The organism is Streptomyces sp. NPDC022552 (assembly GCF_055561875.1).
Genome location: NZ_JBVHGJ010000001.1, coordinates 119206 through 141067, shown reverse-complemented (window position 1 = coordinate 141067; position 21862 = coordinate 119206). Strand labels below are relative to the sequence as shown.

Below are 21862 nucleotides of genomic sequence, written 5' to 3'. Positions count from 1 at the left end.
GGGCGCCGTCAGACCGGCGCCAGGGCGCACCGGGTGATGAGTTCGTCCATCGAGACGCCGAGGACGCCCGCCAGCGCCGCGACCGTGAAGAAGGCCGGCGTCGGGGCCCGGCCGGTCTCGATCTTGCGGAGGGTCTCGGCGGAGAGTCCGGCGGTCGCGGCGATCTCGACCATCGAGCGGTCTCCGCGCGCCTCGCGCAGGATGCGGCCGAGCCGCTCGCCGCGCTCGCGCTCTTCGGGGGTCAGGGGTGTGCGCACCATGCCGCCATACTAATACCGGTATAGTAATTGGCATGGTGGAGATCAAGACGGAAGAATCCCTGCGGGCCATGCGCGACGCGGGGCGGGTGGTCGCCGAGGCACTGGCGGCCGTACGGAAGAAGGCGGCGCCCGGGGTCACGGGCAAGGAGCTGGACCGGGCGGCCCGGGAGGTCCTCGCGGCGGCCGGAGCCGGGTCGCCGTTCCTGGACTACCGCCCCGACTGGGCGCCCGTGCCGTTCCCAGCGGTCGTGTGCCTCTCGGTCAACGACGCGATCGTGCACGGCATCCCTGGCGACGACCGCCTCGCGGACGGGGACCTGGTCTCCGTCGACTGCGGGGCGCTCCTCGGCGGCTGGGCGGGCGACTCCGCCGTCAGCTTCACCGTGGGCCGGGCGCGCCCCGAGGACACCCGGCTGATCGACACGGCCGATGCCGCGCTGGAGGCGGGTATCGGCGCGGCCGTCGTCGGCAACCGGATCGGCGACATCGCGCACGCGATCGGCCGGGTCTGCCGGAGCGCCGGGTACGGCATCCCCGACGGTTTCGGCGGCCACGGCATCGGCCGGGCCATGCACGAGGACCCCGGCGTCCCCAACGAGGGGCGCCGGGGCCGGGGCATGCCGCTGCGGCACGGCATGGTGCTCGCGATCGAGCCGATGCTGATCGGCGGCGGCGGGGACGACCACTACACGGCGCGGGACGGCTGGACGATCCGTACGGTGGACGGCTCCCGCGCCGCCCACGCCGAGCACACGGTGGCGATCACGGACGACGGTCCCCGGATCCTGACGGCCCTGTAGGGGCGAGACGGCGGGCGGGGCCTCGCGCACGAGGAGCCCCGCCCCCTGTCCGTACGGGCCCCCTGTCCGTACGGGCCCCCTGGCCCTACCCCACCGGCCGCACCACCATCGCCGAGCCGCCGCCGCGCCGCTCCTTCTCCGCCGCGGCGACCCAGCGCCCGTCCGGCAGCCGCTGGACGCCCGTCGCCGCACCGATCTCCGGGTTCTGCCGGAAGCCGTGGCCGATGGCTTCGAGTTCGGCGCGCAGCGGGTTGTTCCACAGGCCCGGTTCCAGCTCCGTCGTCGTCTGGTTCCGCTGGCTGGCGCGCGGGGCCGCGATGGCCTCGACGAGCGGCAGATCCCGGTCCACGACACCGGTCAGCGTCTGGAGCACGGTGGTGATGATGGTCGCCCCGCCCGGGGAGCCGAGCGCTAGCACCGGCCGGTCGTGCCGGTCGAGGACGATCGTCGGGGACATCGAGGAGCGGGGCCGCTTCCCGGGACCGGGGAGGTTCGGGTCGTGGACGGCCGGGTTCGCCGGGGCGAAGGAGAAGTCGGTCAGCTCGTTGTTGAGCAGGAAGCCGCGGTTGGGGACGGTGATGCCGCTGCCGCCCGTCGACTCGATGGTCAGCGTGTAGGCGACGACGTTGCCCCACTTGTCGGCCACCGTCAGGTGCGTGGTGTTCTCGCCCTCGTACGTGGTCGGCGCGGCCGTCCCACCGGTCGCGCAGGCCGCCGGATCGCGCGGGTCACCGGGCGCGAGCGGGCTGGTGAGCACGGCGTCGTCGCGGATCAGGCACTCCCGGGAGTCGGCGTACCGCTGCGAGAGCAGCTCCCGTGTGGGCACGTCCTCGAAGGCCGGGTCGCCGACCCATCGGCCCCGGTCGGCGAAGGCGATCCGGCTCGCCTCGATGAAGCGGTGCAGATAACGGGTCTGCGAGGCGGCGGAGAGGTCGGTGCGCTCCAGGATGTTGAGCGCCTCGCCGACGCTCGTGCCGCCGGACGACGAGGGGGCCATGCCGTAGACGTCGAGGCCGCGGTAGGAGACCTTCGTGGGCCGGCGCCGCTCGGTCTCGTACGCGGCGAGGTCACGCTCCGTCAGGTCGCCGGAGCGGACCACCCGCGTGGCCCCGTCCCGCACCGGAGGCTTCCGGACGGTGTTGACGATGTCCCGGGCCAAGGGCCCCCGGTAGAGCGCGCCGACACCTTCGCGGCCCAGCTTGTCGTACGTACGGGCCAGGTCGGGGTTCTTGAACGTCGATCCGACGACGGGGAGTTGGCCCCCCGGCAGGAAGAGGTTCGAGGAGGCCGGGAAGTCCCGGAAGCGGGCCTCGTTCGAGGCCGTCTGGGCGCGGAAGGTCGCGTCGACGGTGAAGCCGTCGCGGGCGAGGCGCTCGGCCGGTTCGAGGAGGGTGCGCAGCGGCTTGGTGCCCCAGGCGTCAAGCGCGGCCTCCCAGGTGGCGGGGGTGCCGGGTGTGCCGACGCCCCGGCCGCTGGTCATGCCCTCCTCGAAGGGGATGGGCGCGCCGTTCTCCACGAACAGGTTCTTGTCCGCCGAGGCGGGCGCGGTCTCGCGGCCGTCGATGGTGCGGACGGTCCGGGTCCTCGCGTCGTAGTGGACGAAGAATCCGCCTCCGCCGATGCCCGCGGAGTAGGGCTCGGTGACGCCGAGGGCCGCGGCCACGGCGACAGCCGCGTCGACGGCGTTGCCGCCCTTGCGGAGCACCTCGATACCGGCGGCCGAGGCGTCGGCGTCGACGCTGGCGACGGCTCCGCCGTACCCGACGGCGACGGGTTCCTTCACCGGGGGCGGGGGTGGTGTGGAGCCGGTCGGTGGCGCCGCGGCCCCCACCGAGAGCACCGTCGCGGCGACGGCGAGCAGAGAGACCTTCCGAGCGGTGGAGCGTCGCACTTGTACCTCCAGTCAACGACCGTCCGCGCAGCGTAACTTCCGTCGCGCCCTCACGTCAGGACCGCCTCGAACAGTGGTGCGGCGTGCCGCTAGCATGCGCCCCCATGAATGAAGACCTGCGCAATGTCGTGCTGGGGGTCCTCGCGACCGGGGTCAGCGCCTCACTGGGCTGGCTCGCCCGGACCTACCTCTGGCGCCGCGCGCTCCGGCGCAAGCAGGCGTTCTTCGGCCTGACCGACGGTTCCGCGTGCCTGCTGGTGGTGAACCGTAAGGCGGGCAGCGAGCGGACGGTGCACAACGTCGACGTGTCCGCCCTGATCGAACTGTCCGCCCTGATCAAGGACTGCGGGGCGCGGCCGGAGATCGTGCAGCACGACGAGGCCCGGCAGGGTCTCGGGGATCGCGCGGAGTTCTGCGTGGGCGGACCGTACTCGAACCGCCGGATGGCGGCCCACCTCGCGTCCCTGCTGCCCGGCCTGACGATGAACGCGGAGCCGGAACCGGCGGCGGACCGGGGTATGTTCACGGTCGGGGGCGAGGAGTACCGGCTCGTGAACGGGGACACCGAGTACGTGGTCCTCGCGCGTCTCACCGGGGGCGACGGCGGACGGCCGGTCTTCCTCTTCTGCGGCCAGGCCGCGGTGTCCAACCAGGCCGCGGCGCGTCATCTGGCCCGGAACCACGAGAAGCTGGCGCGGAAGTACGGCTCCGGACCCTTCGTGCTGCTCCTCAAGGTCATCAACTCCGATGCGTACGGACCCGATGTGGTGGAGCTGGTCGCCGACGTCACACGGGCCGCACGGACCGCCGCCCCCGCTACCGCACCCGAACCGGCAGGGTCTTGACGCCGTTGATGAAGTTGGAGACGAGCCGCCGGGGCGGCGCGGTGAGCGCGAGGTCGTCCAGGGTGTCGCGCACCTCCTCGTGGAGCACCTGGAGCTGGAGCCGGGCGAAGTGGGCGCCGAGGCAGATGTGCGGGCCGTCACCGAAGGAGACGTGCGGGTTCGGCGACCGGTCCAGGTCGAGACGGTGGGGGTCGGTGAAGACGCGTTCGTCGTGGTTGGCGGAGGCGTGGAAGACGACGACCTTGTCACCTGCGGCGATGGGCCGGCCTGCGAGTTCGGTGTCGCGGGTGGCGGTGCGGCGGAACGAGAGCACGGGCGGGTGCCACCGCAGCAGCTCGTCGACGGCCCGCTCGACGCCGGCCTCGCCGCTCCAGAGCCGCTGACGTTCGTCCGGGTGCTCGGCGAGGGCGAGCAGTCCGCCGGGGGCGGCGCTGCGGACGGTGTCGTTGCCGGCGACGGTCAGCAGGAAGAAGAACATCTCCAGTTCGGCGGGGAGGAGTTCGGAGGTGGCGAGGGTGGTCATGATGTCGTCGGCGGGGTTCTTCCGCTTGTAGGCGGCGAGTTCCTGCGCGTAGCCGAACATCTCGGCGAGCATGGCGGGTGACCGGGGATTGACGGGCTGCCCCCGGTCGTCGAGGACGGCCGGCTCGTCGGGGTCCTGGTAGGCGATGACCCGCTCGGTCCAGGCGAGGAGCAGGTCTCGGTCGCTCGCGGGCACGCCGAGCAGGTCGGTCAGGTTGAGCAGCGCGTAGTCGTCGGTGACGGCGTGGACGAGGTCGACCTCGGGGCCGGCGTCGAAGGCGGCTTTCAGCAGCTCGCGGGCGCGCGTCCGCGCGGTCCCGGCGAACCGCTCGATCCGCCCGGGGGTGAAGGCGCGGCTGACGAGCCGCCGCAGCCGGCCGTGGTGGGGAGGGTCCTGGTTGAGCATCATCCGCCGGATGAACGGCAGATCGGCCGGGTCGGGGTCGCGGATCTGGGTGGCGCCGAGGTGTGAGGAGTAGGCGGCGGAGTCCTTGAGCACCCGTACGACGTCGGCGTGGCGCGTCACGGCCCAGAACCCGGGTCCGGCGGGCCAGCCGAGGACTCCGTACTCCTCCTGCCAGGCGACGGGCCGGCGGTCGCGCAGGACCCGGAAGGCGTTGTGCGGGATCCCGCCGGCGTAGATCCGCGGGTCGAAGACGTCGGGTACGTCGCTGTCGCTGTCCACGCCCCATAGCTTGGGGCGGCCGCCGCCGGAATTCCAGGTCCCGGGGCGTCACGCCTCGGAGCGGCTCCACAGGGTCAGGTCACAGCTGGTCGCGACGGCCGGCGTCCGCCCGGAGGGCGAGAAGCCGACGGCGCGCAGTTCCGACCAGCGGCCCTCCTCCGTACGGCCCGGCGATCCGCACCCGCGCCCCGGCGAGCGGCCCGAGCCCGGGCAGGAGAGATCGTCGCCCATGTCACATCCGACATCGGCGAAATAGTGCATGTATGCGGAACCGATTCCGGCCGTCGGCACTCTCACCCGGCGTAAGAGATCACCACCGGAGGTCGTCCCTGTGAACCGCATACCCGTGCCCGCCCTGCTCGTCACCGCCGCCCTGACCCTGGGGCTCAGTGCTTGTTCCGGCGGATCGGGAGGAGCGGGCGGCCCAGGGGGCGACGACAAGCAGACCGCGCCGAAGACGCGTATCACGGTGAACCTGACCGGCGACCGGGCGCGGGCCGGCGAGCCGGTCACCGTCACCCTCGCCGAGGGTGAGCGGCTCAAGGAGGTGAGCGTCACCGACTCCAAGGGCGCGCGGCTCGAAGGGAAGGTGTCGGCGGACGGGAAGAGCTGGACCTCGTCCCGGAAGGCCACGCCCGGGACCGCGTACGCCGTCGAGGCGCGGGACGCCGCCGGGGGCAGCGCGAAGGCCGCGTTCACGACCGCCGCGCCCGACAAGGTGAACAAGCTGACCCTGGCCCCGGGGAAGAACACCACGGTCGGCATCGCCCAGCCGCTCTCGATCGTGTTCGACCACCCGGTGAAGAACAAGGCGGACGTCGAGAAGCACCTCAAGGTCACCACCTCGAACAACACCGAGGGCTCCTGGGGCTGGATGCAGGACTGGTCCGGCAAGGACCGGGTCGACTGGCGGCCGAAGGAGTACTGGAAGTCCGGAACGAAGGTCACTCTGGACGCCACCCTGAGCGGGATCGACTCCGGCGCCGGCGGCTGGTTCGTCCGCGACTACACCACCACGTTCTCGATCGGCCGGAACCAGCTGGTCAAGGTGGATCTCGACAATCACCGGCTGACGCTGCTGCGCGACGGGCAGACCGTCAAGGACGTGCCCATGTCGGCCGGTACGCCGGGCGGCGAGAAGGCGTCGTGGCGCGGGAAGACCGTCCTGATGTCCAAGGAGGGCACCATCAACATGCGCTCCGAGACCGTCGGCCTCGGTGACGCCTACGACAAGATGGTCGACTACTCGATGCGCCTTACCTGGTCGGGCATGTACGCCCACGCGGCCCCCTGGAACGCCGCCTACTTCGGCAGTGCGAACAAGAGCTCGGGCTGCATCGGAATGAGCGACGCCAACGCGCGCAGTGTGTACGAAGCGGTGCAGGTCGGCGACCCCTTCGAGATCACCGGCTCCGACGCCAAGGGGACGCAGGCGCTGAACAACGGCTACGGCGAGTGGAACCTCTCGTGGGCCGAGTGGCAGGCGAAGAGCGCCCTGCGCTGATCGCGCGTTCAACAATCGTTACCCTCGCGTAACTTACCGACCGGTTACCCCAGGTAAGCCTGGCCGGTTACCGTCGGGTCACTTTGCACTGTCCCCACCAGTGACACGAGTGAGGAGTGACCCGTGCGTACACCTCTGGTCTTCGCCGTCTCGGCTGCCCTGGTGGCCGGGACGGCCCTCGGGCTCGCCCCCGCCGCCCACGCCGCGGAGTCCGGCGCATCCGTCCGCTTCGTCGACATCGCCGGCGAAGGCGGCACCGTCCTCAAGGCCAATGTCGTCACCCCCGCCGGTGCCGACGGCTCGGCCCGCTACCCCGTGATCGTGCTCCCCACCAGCTGGGCCATGCCCCAGGTCGAGTATCTGGCGCAGGCCAAGAAGCTCGCCGACTCCGGTTATGTCGTGGTGAGTTACAACTCGCGCGGCTTCTGGCAGTCCGGCGGCGAGATCGAGACCGCGGGGCCGAAGGACATAGCCGACGCCTCCAAGGTCATCGACTGGGCCCTCGCCCACACCCCCGCCGACCCGGCGAAGGTCGGTATGGCGGGCGTGAGTTACGGCGCCGGCATCAGCCTCCTCGCCGCCGCGCACGACGAGCGGATCAAGGCCGTCGCCGCACTGAGCGGCTGGGCGGACCTCATCGAGTCCATCTACAGCGGCCGCACCCAGCACCTCCAGGCCGCCGGGCTGCTCGGCGGCGCGGGTTACCTCACCGGCCGCCCGGGCCCCGAACTCCAGCAGATCCTGGGCGACTTCCTCACCTCAAACCTCGCCAAGGAGGGGGAGATGATCGAGTGGGGCCGACAGCGCTCCGCGGTCACCTACCTCGACCGGATCAACGCCAACGGCGCCGCGATCATGCTGGGCAACGCCTGGGGCGACACGATCTTCCCGCCCAACCAGTACGCCTCCTTCTACGAGAAGCTCCAGGGCCCCAAGCGCCTGGAGTTCCGCCCCGGCGACCACGCCACCGCCGAGGCCACCGGTCTGCTCGGGCTGCCCAACGACACCTGGACCAGCGCGCACCGCTGGTTCGACCGCTACCTCAAGGGCACCGACAACGGCATCGACCGCGAGCAGCCGGTCCAGCTCAAGTCCCGCTCCACCGGCGGCTACGAGGGCTATCCGGACTGGAAGTCCGTCGGCGCGAACGAGCGGAAGTTCGCGCTCGGCGGCACCCAGCGGATCTGGGCGAACGTCGACTCCGGCGCCAACGGCGGCATCGTGATGCTCTCCAATCTCCTGGACCAGCTGCTCAGGACCCCGCCCGTCGCCTCGGTCCCCCTCCTCCCCCGCGCCTTCGCCGGCGTGTGGCAGTCCGAGCGGTACGGCACGCCCCAGAAGGTGCGCGGCACGGCGAAGGTGCACACCACGGTCACCTCCACCAAGGAGAGCGGCACCCTCGTCGCGTACCTCTACGACGTGGGCCCGCTCGGCCTCGGCAAGCTGGTCAGCAACGCGCCGTACACCTTCCACGGCAAGACGCCCGGCACACCGTTCGGTGTCGACCTGGAGCTGTTCTCCACGGCCTACGACGTGCCAGCCGGACACCGTCTCGCCCTGGTCGTCGACACCGTCGACCCGCTCTACATCGAGCACAACCCGACCGGCGCGCAGCTGACCTTCTCCTCCCCGGAGGCCGACCCCTCGTACGTGTCGGTCCCGCTGCGGACGGAGTGATCACCGGCTGCTGCCGGGCGGGCTTGGCTCCCTGCGCGCTGCTGCGCGGCGGCTAAGGCCCCGTGGAGGGGCCCCCGCTCGGCAGCAGCGTCCCTGGTCCGGCCGGAGCGACGTCGACGGCCTGCGTCCGGGGACTGCGCCGCTCTCTCCTGGCCACCCCGGTGGCGAACCGGCCCTCCTTGCCACAGGCAACCAGCGCGGCCATGGCGGCGACGGCGAGCGGTTCGAGGGCGGCGAGGCGACGTCGCGTACGGTGCATGATCTCCGGCCCCCGCTCAGTGCTCGATGACGATCTCGCCCGACTCGACGGCTTCGAGGTGGTTCATGGCCCGGCAGAGCGTCGACGTGCCCGAGCCCGAGGGGCCGATGACCACGACCACCTCCCCGCGGCCGACGGTGGGGGTGAACCCCTGCAGCGCGCGCAAGGCGCCGTAGTGCTTGTTGTGGTCACGCAGCTCGATCAACGGATCGGCAACCGCCATACGCTCCCCTGCCCCTATCTCTGCCGTGTCGAGGTCAGCGCAAACTATCCAGCCTGAAAAGGGACTTCACACCCGACACGCATAAAAGCGGCATAAGCCGTATTTACTGCAGAGGGGTGGCAGGCGCCGGGGTGCGGGGGACGCCGAGGCGGGGAGGATCAGAACTCGGCGGCTTCCCCGTACACCTGGGAGAGCTCGGGCGATCCGCTCATGGCCCAGTCGAGCCCGGCCTCGACCACGTTGATCTCGCGCCCCGAGGCCAGCCGCACCACCGGCTGGCCGCCGGGCCATACCTGCCAGCTCGCACCCGGCACGTTCCGCACGATGACGGTGCCCAGATAGAGCCCGGCGTCGTTGCCCAGCCAGGGCAGCTCCTCCGGGTCGTCGCGCCAGCGCGGCGGGAGCTGGTCGAGGGCGGCGAGCGAGCGCGGGGTGTCGTCGAGCGTCACCCCGGCGTCCTGGACCCGGGCGCGCAGCAGCTCGCACTCGGCGAGCAGCTCACCCACTCCCTCGGGGTCGCGGTCGAAGGCCGCGGCCAGGGAGTGCTCGGCCGCATGCCGCTTGCGCCAGTTGTCCAGGAACGGGATGTTCATCCGAACAGCGTCGCATTTCACCCTCCCGTGGCACCACCCGGCGCGCGGAGATCATCCGCGGCGGGCGGCCGCCCCGGCGACAGGCCGTGACACCTGGACGAGCCGGTCGGCCGTCGCGATCGACCGGCCGTCCTGGCGAGGTGGACGTCCCGGTCGGGTCAGAGGTCCAGGTCGACGACGACCGGGGCGTGGTCGGACGCACCCTTGCCCTTGCGCTCCTCGCGGTCGACATAGCTGTCCTTGACCGCGTCGGCGAAGGGCTTGTTGCCGTACACCAGGTCGATGCGCATGCCCCGGTTCTTGGGGAAGCAGAGCTGGCGGTAGTCCCAGTACGTGAAGGGGTGGTCGTACTTGAGCGGGCGCGGGACCACGTCCGTGAGGCCCGTCTCGCGCAGGCCGGCCAGCGCGGCCCGCTCCGGGTCGGTGACGTGCGTGAGGCCCTCGAAGGCCGCCCGGTCCCAGACGTCGTCGTCGGTCGGCGCGATGTTGTAGTCGCCGAGGACGGCGAAGGGGCGCGCCGCCGCGGCGTCCTCGGCGACGGCCGCCCGGAGCGCCTCCAGCCAGCGGAGCTTGTACGCGTAGTGCTCGTGGACGACCTCGCGGCCGTTCGGTACGTACACCGACCAGACGCGGACCGGTCCGCAGGTGGCGGAGATGGCCCGGGGCTCCTCCAGGTCCTCGTAGGCGGGTCCGCCGGGCAGGCCCATGACGACGTCCTCCAGGCCGACCTTGGAGAGCAGCGCCACGCCGTTCCACCGGCCGGTGGCGTTGACGACCGATTCGTACCCCAGCTCGCGCAGCTCGTCGGTGGGGAACTGCTCGGCGGTGCACTTGGTCTCCTGGACGCACAGCACGTCCGTGCCGGTGCTCTCCAGCCAGGCCAGGAGTCGAGGCAGGCGGGCGGTGATCGAATTGACGTTCCAGGTCGCGATGCGCATGAGCGCAAGCCTAACGGCGGGGTCCGACAGTCACCTTTCCCGCTGCGCTCCGCGCCCCCGGTGGATCACAGCTCGGTCGAGTCGCCCGGGGTCAGCCGGCCGTGGTCCGTGCCCCCGAGCGCCCCGATCTGCCTGTCGTAGATCGGCCGGGCGAGGTCGGTGAGCAGGGCGTCGTGGATGTCGAAGGCGCGTCGCGGCTTGACCTCCCGTACGTAGTCGATGACCTCGGAGATCTTGTTCCAGGGCGCCATCACCGGGAGCATCAGCGTGTCCACCGGGTGGTCGGGGACGGTCAGCGCGTCGCCCGGGTGGAAGACGGCGCCGTCCACGAGGAAGCCGACGTTGGTGATCCGGGGGATGTCGGGGTGGATCACGGCGTGCAGCTCGCCGTGGACCTGGACGTCGAAGCCGGCCGCGGTGAAGGCGTCGCCGTGGCCGACGGTGTGGACGCGGCCCGGGAAGGCGGCCGAGAGCTTCTCCGCGACGCTCCGCAGCGTCCAGATCTCGGCCGCCGGGTTGGACTCCAGGCCGGCCCGCAGCCGGTGCTCGTCGAAGTGGTCGGGGTGCTCGTGGGTGACGAGCAGGACGTCGGCGCCGACGGCGGAGTCCTCTTCGCTGAACCCGCCCGGGTCGATGACGAGCGTCCGCCCGTCCTTCTCCAGTCGGACGCAGGCGTGGGACATCTTCGTCAGCTTCACAGGACTCCCCCTTACGACGGGCCGTACCGGCCCGGTCAGCCTACGCCTGGGGCGTCGTCTCCTCCTTGATCACCCTGCCGACGACGCGCAGCGCGCTCTCGGCTGCGGGCAGCCCGCAGTAGACGGCGGTCTGGAGGACGACCTCACGGAGCTCGACGGGCGTCAGCCCGTTGCGCAGGGCGGCCCTGGTGTGATCGGCGAGTGCGTCCAGGTGACCGCCGGCGATCAGGGCGGTGAGGGTGACACAGCTGCGCGTACGGCGGTCGAGACCTTCGCGGCTCCACACCTCGCCCCAGGCGTAGCGGGTGACGAGGGCCTGGAGGTCGGTGCCGTACTCGTCGGTCAGCGCCTCGTCCACATGGGCGTCGCCGAGGACCTCGCGGCGGAGCTTGATGCCCTGGTCGTACGGATCGGGCCGCACGGCTTCGGCGAGCTCGCCCGCCGGCTCGGCGGGCGCGATCTCGGCGACGGGCTGGACGGGGGCGGAGACGGGCGGCATCGCCGGCGCGGGCACGGCGCTCTGGGTGTCGTGCACGATCCCGGCGAAGTGGCTCGTCAGCAGCTCCGTGACGGCGGCGGGCTGCTCGACGGGGGCGAGATGGGAGGCGCCGGGGACCACGGCGAGCCGGGCGTCGGCGATCCCGGCGACCAGCGTGCGGGCCTCGGCGGGGCCGGTGACCTGGTCGTCGGAGCCGACGAGCACGAGGGCGGGGACGCCGATACGGCCGAGGGCCTCCCGTACGTCGAAGACGGCGAGCGCCTCGCAGGCGCCGATGTAGCAGCCGGGGTCGGTGGTGCGGACCATCTGTACGGCCCACTCGACGATCGCCGGCTGCGCGGCGCGGAAGGCGGGGGTGAACCACTGCTCGGGTGCCGTACGGGCCATGGGTTCGAGGCCGTGGGTGCGGACGATCACGCCGCGCTGGCGGAACTCGTCGGCGCTGCCGAACCGGGGCGAGGCGGCGACCAGGGCGAGCGAGGCGACCCGGTGGGGCGCCCGCAGCGCGAGGTCCAGGCCGACGGCGCCGCCGATGGAGCAGCCCGCGTAGCCGAAGCGCTGCACGCCCAGCTCGTCGAGGGTGGCCAGCAGCCGGTCGCCGAGCTCGGCGACGGAGGTGAAGGGCCGGGCGGGTGCCCCGCCGTGCCCCGGCAGGTCGAAACGGACGATGCGCCACTGGCGGGTGAGCTCGGGTATCTGCCGATCCCACATGTGCCAGGTGGTGCCGAGGGAGGGTCCGATCACCAGAACGGGGGCGTCGTCGGGGCCGTCGATGCGGTATTGCAGGGTGTTCGGTGGTGTCTCGCTCACCCGCCAGACCCTCTCATCTCTCGCTGAAGTTCCTGAAGCCGGGGCCCCGCGGGACGCCGGTCGTATCGCGTGAAAGCGGCCGAAACACTCAGGAAGCGTCGTGATCGGGGACGGCCTTCGGCGCCGGGCGGCAGTCCTCCGAGGGCAAGGCGGCGGACGCCGCGCGGGACGTGGTCACCCGTACGTCCGGCTCGGCGTACAACGGATGGCTCGACCTCGAGGAGATCACCGTGCAGCGCTGTTTCTCGGTGCGGGTGTCGCCCCGGTCGGAGTGGCGTGAGGATCCCCGTACCCCGTACCCCGCAACCGCCACCGCCACCGCCACCGCCACCGCCACCGCACCGGACTACGGCTTCATCGACCCCCGTCCGTCGCGGTGGGGCGGAAGCTCTGTGACGGACTGTTGTCGCAGGGCCGTTGGACCAGTTGGACGCCGGTCGTCGTGGTGGCGCCGGTGGTCAGGCACTTGCCGCTGTGGCGGGCGACGAAGTGGTAGGTGCCGGAGGGCTCGCTCACCGGCAGCCACTGCTGGTTCGTGCCGCCCGCGTAGGACCACAGCTGGAGCGGCGCACCGTCGGCGGTCGACCGTTCGGCGACATCGACGACCTGTTGCGGAGCGTCGCGGACCCCGATGCGGGTGTAGCCGTCCGTCGTCGGCGTGAAACGGAACTGCTGGGCCTGGGTGCCGTTGCAGGTGTACTGCTGCACAGCCGTGCCGTTGGCCGTCCCCGCCGCCCGGGCGTCGACGCACAGGCCGTTCGCCCGGGAGGCCAGCGTGTACCAGGAGTCCGCCGGGAAGGGGCCCGGCGGGGTCGTGGGACCCGTGCCCGCGAGCCACTTCAGGCCGTCCAGCAGCAGGCGGTTCTGGGTGGGACTGGCGAAGGTCGAGGACAGCCGGGTGTTGTTGCTGTGGTTCATGGCGTTGTGGCCGAAGTTGGCGTACAGCATGCGGTACTGCGTGTTGGTCCACACGAGGGGGTAGTCGCCGCTGTACCAGGACTGGTTCGGGTCGGTACCCAGCGGGAAGCTGACCGGGTCGACCGAGGCGAGCACCTTGATGGACGGGTTGGACCGCAGGTTGTTCGACCAGCTGTACCACTCGCTGACGGCCGAGGTCCACGTCGCGGGCAGGCCCGCCGCCGCGGGGTGCGACGCGTTCTCGGTGCGTACGACGGCGGTGGTCGGGCCCCAGGTGTTGGAGCGGAAGTTCCCGCTGCCCAGGAACTGGTTGTAGTACCAGTTCCAGCCGGAGGCGTTCGTCGTGAACGCCGAGACGTGGAAGCCGAGCCACGCGCCGCCGCCCCGCATGTACCGCTCGAACCCGGCCCGCTGTGCGGCGCTCTGCGGGGCGTCGTCGAGGAAGACGACGACGTCGTACGCGTCCACGCCGCCGTTGGCGAGCAGGTTCCAGTCGGTGGTCGCCGTGTAGCCGAAGTTCTCGGCGGCGGCGGTACGCGGGAACCAGTCGTTGGCCTCCTTGACGAAGTCGATGTGGGCCGCGTCCCAGGTGCCGTTGTAGAACGCGATCACCCGGAAGTCCGGTGCGGCCGGGGCCGCCTGGGCGGGGACGCTGCCCGCGCCGAGGAGGAGCGCCATGAGGGCGAGGAGTCGGATCAGGAGTCGGTTCACGGGTAGCTCACCAGGTTCGCGACGTTGGTGGAGGAGTTGGACGGGCCGCCGCGGTCGTTGACGACGTGCCGGATCGTGCCGGTCCCGCCGAGCGAGACGGTCACCATGTTCCGGAAGCGGACGTCGGGACGGTTGGGGGCCTCGATGGCGTGCTCGGCGGTGACGCCCGGGTCGACGTTGAAGAAGCAGTAGCTGCCGAGCCCGTACGCCTGGTGGCTGGTGACGGAGTCGGCGACCTTGTAGGCGGCGTAGCCCTGGGTCGTGCCGTTCATCCAGGCGGCCTGGTTCGGCGGGTCGTACGGCATCTCGTTCTGGTAGAAGTACGTGCGGCCCCGGTTGCCGTTCCAGACGGTCTGGTGCTTCTGGTAGTGCTCGACGAAGAGGCCGTACATCGTGACGTCGTCGCCGTTCACGACGAGGCCGGTGTCCGCGGTGTTGGTGTTCCAGCCGACGCCGGTGCCGTGGTCCGCGCGCCACACCCACAGGTGGTCGCCGATGACATGGTCGCTGTTGACGACCAGGCTGGTGGTCGCCCTGCCGACGGCCGCACCGCCGACCCGGAAGTACACGTCGTGGAGCGAGGTCGGGTTCGCCGCGTGGGAGGCGGACGATCCGGCGGGGCCGAGCTCGAGAAGTGTCGGCGAGTTGGTGGTACCGGCGTCGAAGAGGACGCCCGCGATCTTCACCCCGTCGACATCGGCGACGGTCATGGCGGTGATCCCGTTGTCGGGGATGAAGGTGGCGAGGCCGAGGCCGAGGACCACGGTGTCCGGGCGGGTGATCCGCAGGGTCTGGTTCAGGTGGTACACCCCGGGCGTGACCAGCAGGTCCTTGCCGGCGGCGAGCGCGGCGTTGATCTGGGCCGCGGTCGCGCCCGGCTTCACGACATGGAAGCGTTCCATGCCGAGCTGGGTTCCGGCGGGCGGACCCCCGGCCGCCCAGGTGGTGCCCGTGGAGTCGTTGCGCGTGGGGGGCACGACGACCTTGTAGGCGCCGGCCGCGTCCACGGTGAGGAAGGGCTTCTCCCGTACGACCGGGGAACGGTCCACGGTCGTGTACGGAGGGTTGGGGAAGGTCGTGCCGGGAACGCCCTGGCTTCCGACGAAGACCATGTTCCAGTTCGACCCCGTCCAGGAGCCGAGCTGCGAGTTGCGGGTCAGCCACTGCTGCTGCGTGCCGGAGCGTACCTGCCCGTCGATCTTGGTGTCGGCCATGAAGCCGCCGCTGGACCAGCCGCCGTCGCTGAGCTCCAGGTTGCCGCGCACGTGCATCCGGCGGTACGCCGAGGCCTGGGAGACGGCCCAGCGGTCGGTGCCGCCGGTGGGGTTGACGGAGAGGTTCTCCGCGCCACGCCAGAAGTTGTGGGTCGCGTTCTGCGGCGGGAACCAGTCGGCCTCCACGTGCACGGCGCCGTTGATCGTCACGGAGTCGGGCGACTGGCCGAGCCCGAGGACCTGGGTGTAGAAGCCGACGTTGACATCGTTGTTGTACGTGCCCGGCTTGAACAGAACGGCGTACCGCTCCGACCCGAACTGGTTGGTCTCCTGGCGCTGGAAGATCGTGTTCAGACGCCCCTGGATGGTCGCCGAGGGCATCGACGGATCGAGGACGACGACGTTCGGACCGAGATCGACGTCGCCCGGAGCGGTGCCGACGGGGGTGATCCGGAAGCGCTGGGCGGCCGTGCCGTTGCAGGTGTACTGGACGAGCTGCACGCTGTCGGCCGTGGACGCCGCGGGGACGTCGAGGCACTTCCCGCTGTTGCGGTTGACGAGGCGGAAGGCGCCGTCCCCTTCGTCCACGGCCCGCCACTGCTGGTTGAGACCGCCGCCGTAGGTCCACAGATGGACCGCGGCGTTGTCGGCGGTGGAGACGTCGCTGACGTCGACGACCTGGGCGGAGTCGTCGCGGCTGCCGATCCTGACGTGGCCGTCCGAGGTCGGCGCGACGGTCCACTGCTGCGCCGAGGTGCCGTTGCACGCGTACTGCTGGACAGCGGTGCCGTTGGCGGTCGCGGCGGCGCGCGCGTCGAGGCACTTGCCGCTGCCGGAGTTGACGACGGTGACCGTGCCGGTGGGGACCTCCGCCGCGGCCACGGCCGTGGAACCGGCCGTGGATCCAGTGGGGACGTCCGTCGGGACCGCGGCGGCGGAGCCGGGCGAGAGGGCGAAGAGGGCCGAGCAGAACACCGCGCCGGCGGCCAGGGCCGCTCCGAGACGGTGGGGACGCGGGCGGGCGCGGGCGGGACGTCGGGGTCCGGCGTTCCGTGGAAGGGCGGGCATGGGACTCCTTGGGGGGAGGGGAGGAAGACGTACGGGAAGAGCCGCGGCGGTCGGTCAGCCGTTGTAGGCCGCGAGGATCCTGGTGAACTCCCACGCCTGCTGACCGATGCCCGAGCAGGTGTCGGCGCCGCCGCCGGTGCAGGGCCGGTCACGGTTGACGGACCAGAAGGTCAGTCGGGCCAGGTGGCGCTGCTGCGCGTACGCGAGGATGGTGCGGAAGTCGGCCTGGGTGATGGTCTCTCCCACGTCCGTGACGCCGTTCATCGAGGAGATGCCGGTGTGGCGGTAGGCCTGGTCGTCGCTGTAGCCGTACGCGTTCTTCACCGCGGTCTTGAGTCCCTCGGCCGCGCGGACCGACAGGGCGCCCATGTTCTGCCCGTTGCCGCCGAAGTTGAACGGCATGATGGTCCAGCTGTCGACCGAGAGACCGGCCGCGGCGGCGCGGTTGACGAGGCTGGTGTCGGGACCGTTCTGGCCGGTGCCGAAGGTGACGTACACCTTCAGGCCGGGGTTGTTCGCCTTGACGGTCTTCAGGGCGTCCACCGTGCGCTGCTGGACGGTGGGACTGTCGTAGGCCGCGGCCTCGATATCGATGTCAATGGCCTTGAGACCGTACGCGTCGATGACCTTCTGGTAGGCGGCGGCGAGTTCACCGGCGCTGGCGCAGGAGCTCTCCAGCTTGTTGCCGCTCCACCCGCCGAAGGAGGGTATGACGTCGCCGCCGGCCGCCCGGACGGTGTTGACCGTCTGCTGGTCGACGCCTCCGACGAGAGGGCGGCTGCCGTCCCACTGCGGGTTGCAGTAGCCGTTGCTGAGGACGAAGGCGAGCGTGAACCACTTCACGCCGGTGGCGTTCATGACCGTCGTCGGGTTCGGGGGGCTGCCCCAGCCGTTGTACAGGTACGGCGCGACGGCCATGTTCCCCCCGGGGGCCGGTCCGGTCCCGCCGGCCGGTGGAGCCGTCCACTTCTGGTTGGCGGCACCGGTGCACGTCCAGATCTGCAGCCGGGTGCCGTTGGCGGAGCTGTTGCCGGTGGCGTCCAGGCACTTGTCCGCCTGCGGGTTGACGATGTCGCGGGCCGCGGTCACCGTCCAGCGCTGGGCGGCGGAGCCGTTGCACTCCCAGAGCTGCACCGTCGTCCCGCTCGCCGTTCCGCCCGAGGTCACGTCCAGGCACTTGCCGAGGGCCTTGATGGTGCCGTCGGCGCCCACGTCCCAGTTCTGGGCGGCGGTGCTGTTGCAGTCGTAGAGCTGCACGGGGGTGCCGTTCGCCGTGCTCGCCCCCGCCACGTCGACGCACGTGCCGCCGATCCCGGTGATCGTTCCGACGGCTGCTTCGGCGGGGGCGTCGGTGGCGACGGTGACGCCACCGGCGGCGAGGGCGAGGGCCGCCAGGGTGAGTGGCAGGCGGATCCGGTGCATGGGGGGTCCTCTCGGGTGGGGGGCGGCTCGTCGGTGGGACGCGTCCGGGCGCCGGCGGCCGGTGCGGATCGACCGGGTGGAGGGGCGGTGCCGCGGAGCCGAAGGGTGGTGATCCACACCGCAGTTCAAGAACGTGAACGTCATCCCACTTTCTGATCGGCGAATGTAAAGGTCTGAACCAGGCACGTCAAGACTCCGCGCATTCAGGCGTTGAACGCGCAACGCGGCTGAATGGGGCGGGAGTTGGGATTCGCCGGAGGTTGACGTGAAGTCTTGACGACATGTGTGCGCGGTTGTTGATTGCCGGACGCCCGGCGGACCCCTGCGGAGGACCCGCGCGCAGCACTGAACCCCGTGCGGTCACGCCGCACGGGGTTCAGTTCCGACTTGAGCCGGAGGCCTCCCGGCGCCCCTCAGGGGTGGAGCAGGTTCTGCCAGTTCTGCGGGACGCGGCCCGCCGGGCCGGGGGTCGCCTGGTCGGCCGGGTGGCCGTCGGGAGGGGCCAGGGCGGGGCCCGACTTGTACAGGTCGTCGGTGGCGTAGTTCCAGTACCACTCCTCGCCCGGCTCGAAGCTCTGCACCAAGGGATGCCCGGTGGACTTCCAGTGGGCGGTGGCGTGCTGGGCCGGCGAGGAGTCGCAGCAGCCGATGTGGCCGCACTGGGCGCAGCGCCGCAGGTGGAACCACCAGCCGCCACCCGCGTCGCACTCCGCGCAGCCGGTGCCGCTGGGCGGGGCGCTCGGGTCGATTCCCTCGATCTCGGTCATGTGGGCTCCTCGGCGATCGTGGTCCCCGTCATGGTCTCGGCCGCGGTCTCGGCCTCCGTCCCGGCATCGCTCTCGCTGTCGCTCTCGGGGGCGGCGGTCAGCGGCAACAGCACCTGGAACCGGGTGTCGCCCGGGACGGACTCGACCTGGAGGCTGCCGTGGTGCTTGTTGACGACGATCCGCCAGGAGATGTCGAGGCCGAGACCGGTGCCCTCGCCGACCGGTTTGGTCGTGAAGAAGGGGTCGAAGATCCGGCTGCGGATGTCGTCGGGGACACCGGGGCCGGTGTCGCGGAACTCCACGAGCAGCCGGTCGCCCTCCCGGGCCGTGCGGACCGTCAGCGTGCCGTCACCGTCGCCGTCGCCGCCGGTGCTCGCGATCGCGGCCACCGCGTTGTCGATGAGGTTGGTCCACACCTGGTTGAGCTCCGCCGGATAGGCGGGCACGTCGGGGAGGGAACGGTCGTACTCCTTGACCACACGCACCCGGGGACCGATCTTCCCGGACAGCATCAGCAGCGTGCTGTCGAGGAGTTCGTGGACGTCGACCTCGCGGTGCGCGGCACGATCGAGCTGCGCGTACTGCTTCGCCGCGTCCACCAGATGGGAGATGCGGTTGGTGGAGTCGTCGATCTCGTCCATCAACAGCTCGGTCTCCACCGTGTAGTTGAGCCAGCCGACGGCCCCCGGCAGGATGTCCTCGGCCACGGTCGCGGCGACTTGCTCCAGCCAGTCCGTGTCAAGGCCGGCCTGGACGAAGGTCGGTGCGATCCGCCAGCCCTCCGGGATGCCGTGGTCGTCGAGCCAGTCGGCGAGCTCGTCCTCCCGGTCGGACGCCTCCAGAGGGCTCAGCACCGGCGCCTTGGCCACACGTTCGGCGGTGCGTTCCTGGATCTCGATGAGCGAGGCGAGCGCCTCCCGGGAGTACGGGCCCTTGGCGATGATGGCCAGTTTGTGGCGCATCTTGCCGACCCGCTCACGCAGTGCCGCGGTGGCCCGTACGGCGGCCGCGGCCGGGTTGTTGAGCTCGTGGGTGAGTCCGGCGGACAGCGATCCGAGCGCCAGCAGGCGTTCTCGCTGTCCGATGGCGCGCTGCGTGTTCTTGGAGCCGAAGAAGAGCCCCTCCAGCAGGTGCGCCGCCATCGGGAACCACTCCTGCATGATGTCCGCGAACGACTGCGCGGGCAGCACGAAGAACCGGGTGGACTCGGTGACCCGCATGGAGTTGTTGTACGTCTGCGGCACCCGGTCGCCCAAGTACGCCTGCATGGCACCCGCGTACACGCCGCGCTGCGACGTACGGCTGACCTCCACGTCGTCGCCGCCGACCCGGCGGTACAGCACGACGGTGCCCTCGATCATCACGTAGAAGCAGGTGGCCGGCTCGCCCTCGGTGTACACGGGACCGGGCTCGAACCGCTCCACCCGCCCCTCGGCGCACAGCCGGCCGAGCTGCTCCGCCGTGAGCTTCTCGAACAGGAACAGGGACCCGATCTCGTGCGGGTCGCAGGGCATGACCGGCGCGCTCATGACCGCTCCCGATCGCTCATGACTGCTCCAGATACCGGTGGACGAGCATCACGGCCATGGCTCCCTCTCCGACGGCGGACGCGACGCGCTTCGCGGACTGGGCCCGTGCGTCGCCCGCCACGAACACACCGGGCACGCTGGTCTCCAAGTGGTACGGCGGCCGGTCCAGTTCCCACTCGGCCGGCGGCCGCCCGTCCGGCGTGAGGTCGGGTCCGGCCAGGATGAAGCCGTGCTCGTCGCGCAGCACCGTCCCGTCGAGCCAGTCGGTCAGCGGGGCGGCTCCGATGAAGACGAACATCCACTGGGCGTCGACCACCTCGTTCTCGCCGGTCACCGCGTCCCGCAGGGTCAGCCGCTCCAGGTGGTCCGCACCGTGGGCCGACTCCACGACGGTACGGGGCCGCACGGTGATGTTCGGCGCCTCCTCGATCTGCTGCACCAGGTAGTACGACATCGACGCCGTGAGGGACTCCCCGCGCACGAGGAGCGTCACCGACTTCGCGCCCCGCGCCAGGAACACCGCCGCCTGCCCGGCGGAGTTCGCGCCGCCGACGATGTACACGTCCTGGCCCTCGCAGGCGGACGCCTCGGTCAGGGAGGAGCCGTAGTACACCCCGCGGCCGGTCAGGTCGTCGCAGCCGGGCGCCGGGAGGTGCCGGTAGGACACACCGGTCGCCAGGACGACGCTGTGCGCGGCGACCGCCGAGCCGTCGGAGAAGCGCACGACGCGCGCCGTGCCGCCGGTTTCCAGCCCCGTGACCTCGCGCGCGGTGAGGATCTCGGCACCGAAGCGCGTCGCCTGGCGGCGGGCGCGATCGGTGAGCTGCGCGCCGGAGACGCCGTCCGGGAAGCCCAGGTAGTTCTCGATGCGGGAACTCTGACCGGCCTGTCCGCCGGTCGCCGAACGCTCGACCAGCACGGTCCGAAGCCCTTCGGACGCGCCGTACACCGCGGCGCCCAGCCCGGCCGGGCCGCCGCCGATGACGACGAGATCGTAGAAGTCCGCGGCCGGCGTGGTCGCGAGCCCCACGTGGGCGGCCAGCTCCGGCGCCTCCGGCTCGATCAGCACCGTTCCGTCCGGCGTCAGGACGAGGGGCAGCCGATGGCCGTCGGTACCGGCCGCCTCGAGGAGCCGCCGCCCTTCCGGCTCGTCGGACGCGTACCAGCGGTAGGGCACCTGGTTGCGGGCCAGGAACTCTCGTACCCGCGAGGAGTGCGCCGACCAGCGGTGCCCGACCATCTTGGTCTCGGGTACCGGCCGGTAGTCGCTGGAGCGCCAGGCGGTGAGGAGGTCGTCCAGGACCGGGTAGAGCTTCTCCTCCGGCGGGTCCCAGGGCTTGAGCAGATAGTGATCGAGATCGACGACATTGATCGCGTCGATGGCCGCGTTGGTGTCCGCGTAGGCGGTCAGCAGCACGCGCCGGGCCCCCGGGTACACGCCGAGGGCCTGTTCGAGGAATTCGATGCCGTTCATCTGCGGCATGCGGTAGTCGGCGAGGATCACGGCCACCAGGTCGCCGCGGAGCTTCAGCTCGCGCAGTGCCTCCAGAGCGGAGTCGCCGGACTCGGCACGCACGATCCGGTACCCGCCGCCGTAGCGGCGACGCAGGTCTCGGGCGATGGCACGTGAGACCCCCGGGTCGTCGTCCACCGTCAGGATGACGGTCCGCGCTGCGTCGGTGGCCGGTGCCATGCTCCTCCGCCCTGCCTGCACGGGACAGCCGGCACGACGGAGCTGCCCGCCGGCTCCCGTCCATCGTATGTTCCCCCGCGCGGGAACGCCCCGACAGACGGCGCCCGTGCGCCGAAGGTGACCTGGGAGGCAATCTGCGGCGCGGTCGCGGAAGGCTCCCCTCCGTCAAGGACGGGAATCTCCCTCGTCTGAACGGGTGAGCCGGAGGGGTCGGCTGTTGACCGTCGCGGTCCATCTCCCGGCCGGTGTCGCCACGCGTGACGGCCTGGCGCGGCGCCCCCCCGGTGCGCCTGAACCATGGCATCCGGTCACGCGCGATCCGGCCGATGACGAGAG

Annotated in this window: 18 protein-coding genes and 2 pseudogenes; 4 read left to right on the top strand and 16 right to left on the bottom strand. The window is 71.3% G+C overall.

Annotation, left to right across the window (positions count from 1 at the left end):
• Positions 1–8: 8 nt before the first annotated feature.
• On the bottom strand, positions 9–260 hold the full coding sequence (locus ACZ3OF_RS00695) for a helix-turn-helix domain-containing protein (protein WP_467301867.1): 252 nt from the start codon (positions 258–260) through the stop codon (positions 9–11).
• Positions 261–280: 20 nt separating this feature from the next.
• Between ACZ3OF_RS00695 and map the strand changes: the two genes are divergently transcribed.
• Complete coding sequence (map, locus tag ACZ3OF_RS00690) at positions 281–1060, top strand: type I methionyl aminopeptidase (protein ID WP_467302796.1); 780 nt, start codon at positions 281–283, stop codon at positions 1058–1060.
• An 85-nt stretch (positions 1061–1145) separates the two neighbouring features.
• Here the strand turns inward: map and ggt are convergent, their stop codons facing one another.
• Positions 1146–2951: a gamma-glutamyltransferase gene (ggt, locus tag ACZ3OF_RS00685; protein WP_361667111.1), complete on the bottom strand. Its 1806-nt coding sequence runs from the start codon at positions 2949–2951 to the stop codon at positions 1146–1148.
• Between the two features lie 104 nt (positions 2952–3055).
• On the opposite strand from ggt, the gene ACZ3OF_RS00680 reads away from it, so the two are divergent.
• A complete protein-coding gene (locus tag ACZ3OF_RS00680; protein ID WP_361667112.1) occupies positions 3056–3796 on the top strand; it encodes a hypothetical protein in 741 nt (246 codons plus the stop codon).
• Here ACZ3OF_RS00680 and ACZ3OF_RS00675 read toward each other — a convergent pair.
• Together ACZ3OF_RS00675 and ACZ3OF_RS00670 are read right to left on the bottom strand one after the other, a co-directional pair.
• A complete protein-coding gene (locus ACZ3OF_RS00675) occupies positions 3768–5003 on the bottom strand; it encodes a cytochrome P450 (protein ID WP_361667113.1) in 1236 nt (411 codons plus the stop codon). The genes ACZ3OF_RS00680 and ACZ3OF_RS00675 overlap by 29 nt on opposite strands.
• A gap of 48 nt (positions 5004–5051) precedes the next feature.
• Positions 5052–5234, bottom strand: coding sequence for a hypothetical protein (locus tag ACZ3OF_RS00670; protein ID WP_361667366.1), 183 nt, complete (start codon positions 5232–5234; stop codon positions 5052–5054).
• Between the two features lie 100 nt (positions 5235–5334).
• Between ACZ3OF_RS00670 and ACZ3OF_RS00665 the strand changes: the two genes are divergently transcribed.
• Together ACZ3OF_RS00665 and ACZ3OF_RS00660 are read left to right on the top strand one after the other, a co-directional pair.
• Entirely contained in the window at positions 5335–6507 is a 1173-nt protein-coding gene (locus ACZ3OF_RS00665) for a L,D-transpeptidase (RefSeq protein ID WP_467301863.1), read from the top strand.
• 123 nt (positions 6508–6630) lie between these two features.
• Positions 6631–8184, top strand: a complete 1554-nt coding sequence (locus ACZ3OF_RS00660) for a CocE/NonD family hydrolase (protein WP_467301861.1) — start codon at positions 6631–6633, stop codon at positions 8182–8184.
• 52 nt (positions 8185–8236) lie between these two features.
• Here the strand turns inward: ACZ3OF_RS00660 and ACZ3OF_RS00655 are convergent.
• The 12 genes and pseudogenes from ACZ3OF_RS00655 to ACZ3OF_RS00600 form a co-directional block, all read right to left on the bottom strand.
• A pseudogene (locus ACZ3OF_RS00655) lies at positions 8237–8353 on the bottom strand (amino acid ABC transporter permease); the annotation flags it as partial.
• A gap of 112 nt (positions 8354–8465) precedes the next feature.
• Positions 8466–8666 (bottom strand): annotated as a pseudogene (locus ACZ3OF_RS00650) (ATP-binding cassette domain-containing protein); the annotation flags it as partial.
• A 158-nt stretch (positions 8667–8824) separates the two neighbouring features.
• Positions 8825–9259, bottom strand: a complete 435-nt coding sequence (locus ACZ3OF_RS00645) for a DUF6278 family protein (RefSeq protein ID WP_361667117.1) — start codon at positions 9257–9259, stop codon at positions 8825–8827.
• Positions 9260–9417: 158 nt separating this feature from the next.
• Positions 9418–10197 (bottom strand): exodeoxyribonuclease III, encoded by a 780-nt coding sequence (locus ACZ3OF_RS00640; protein WP_361667119.1) that lies wholly within the window; start codon positions 10195–10197, stop codon positions 9418–9420.
• 65 nt (positions 10198–10262) lie between these two features.
• On the bottom strand, positions 10263–10880 hold the full coding sequence (locus ACZ3OF_RS00635) for an MBL fold metallo-hydrolase (RefSeq protein WP_361667346.1): 618 nt from the start codon (positions 10878–10880) through the stop codon (positions 10263–10265).
• A gap of 55 nt (positions 10881–10935) precedes the next feature.
• The gene (gene pcaDC / locus ACZ3OF_RS00630) at positions 10936–12204 is read right to left on the bottom strand and encodes a bifunctional 3-oxoadipate enol-lactonase/4-carboxymuconolactone decarboxylase PcaDC (protein ID WP_361667121.1); all 1269 of its coding nucleotides are present in this window, start codon (positions 12202–12204) and stop codon (positions 10936–10938) included.
• 354 nt (positions 12205–12558) lie between these two features.
• Entirely contained in the window at positions 12559–13800 is a 1242-nt protein-coding gene (locus tag ACZ3OF_RS00625) for a ThuA domain-containing protein (RefSeq protein WP_361667349.1), read from the bottom strand.
• 29 nt (positions 13801–13829) lie between these two features.
• Positions 13830–16115 carry an RICIN domain-containing protein gene (locus tag ACZ3OF_RS00620; RefSeq protein WP_361667123.1) on the bottom strand — a complete coding sequence of 762 codons (2286 nt, stop codon included), beginning with the start codon at positions 16113–16115 and terminating at the stop codon, positions 13830–13832.
• 54 nt (positions 16116–16169) lie between these two features.
• On the bottom strand, positions 16170–17537 hold the full coding sequence (locus tag ACZ3OF_RS00615) for a ricin-type beta-trefoil lectin domain protein (protein ID WP_361667125.1): 1368 nt from the start codon (positions 17535–17537) through the stop codon (positions 16170–16172).
• 413 nt (positions 17538–17950) lie between these two features.
• Positions 17951–18304, bottom strand: coding sequence for a UBP-type zinc finger domain-containing protein (locus ACZ3OF_RS00610; protein ID WP_361667127.1), 354 nt, complete (start codon positions 18302–18304; stop codon positions 17951–17953).
• Complete coding sequence (locus ACZ3OF_RS00605; protein WP_361667129.1) at positions 18301–19833, bottom strand: ATP-binding protein; 1533 nt, start codon at positions 19831–19833, stop codon at positions 18301–18303. The genes ACZ3OF_RS00610 and ACZ3OF_RS00605 overlap by 4 nt, the downstream gene beginning before the upstream one ends.
• A 16-nt stretch (positions 19834–19849) precedes the next feature.
• Entirely contained in the window at positions 19850–21526 is a 1677-nt protein-coding gene (locus ACZ3OF_RS00600; protein WP_361667130.1) for an NAD(P)/FAD-dependent oxidoreductase, read from the bottom strand.
• Between the last annotated feature and the right edge of the window lie 336 nt (positions 21527–21862).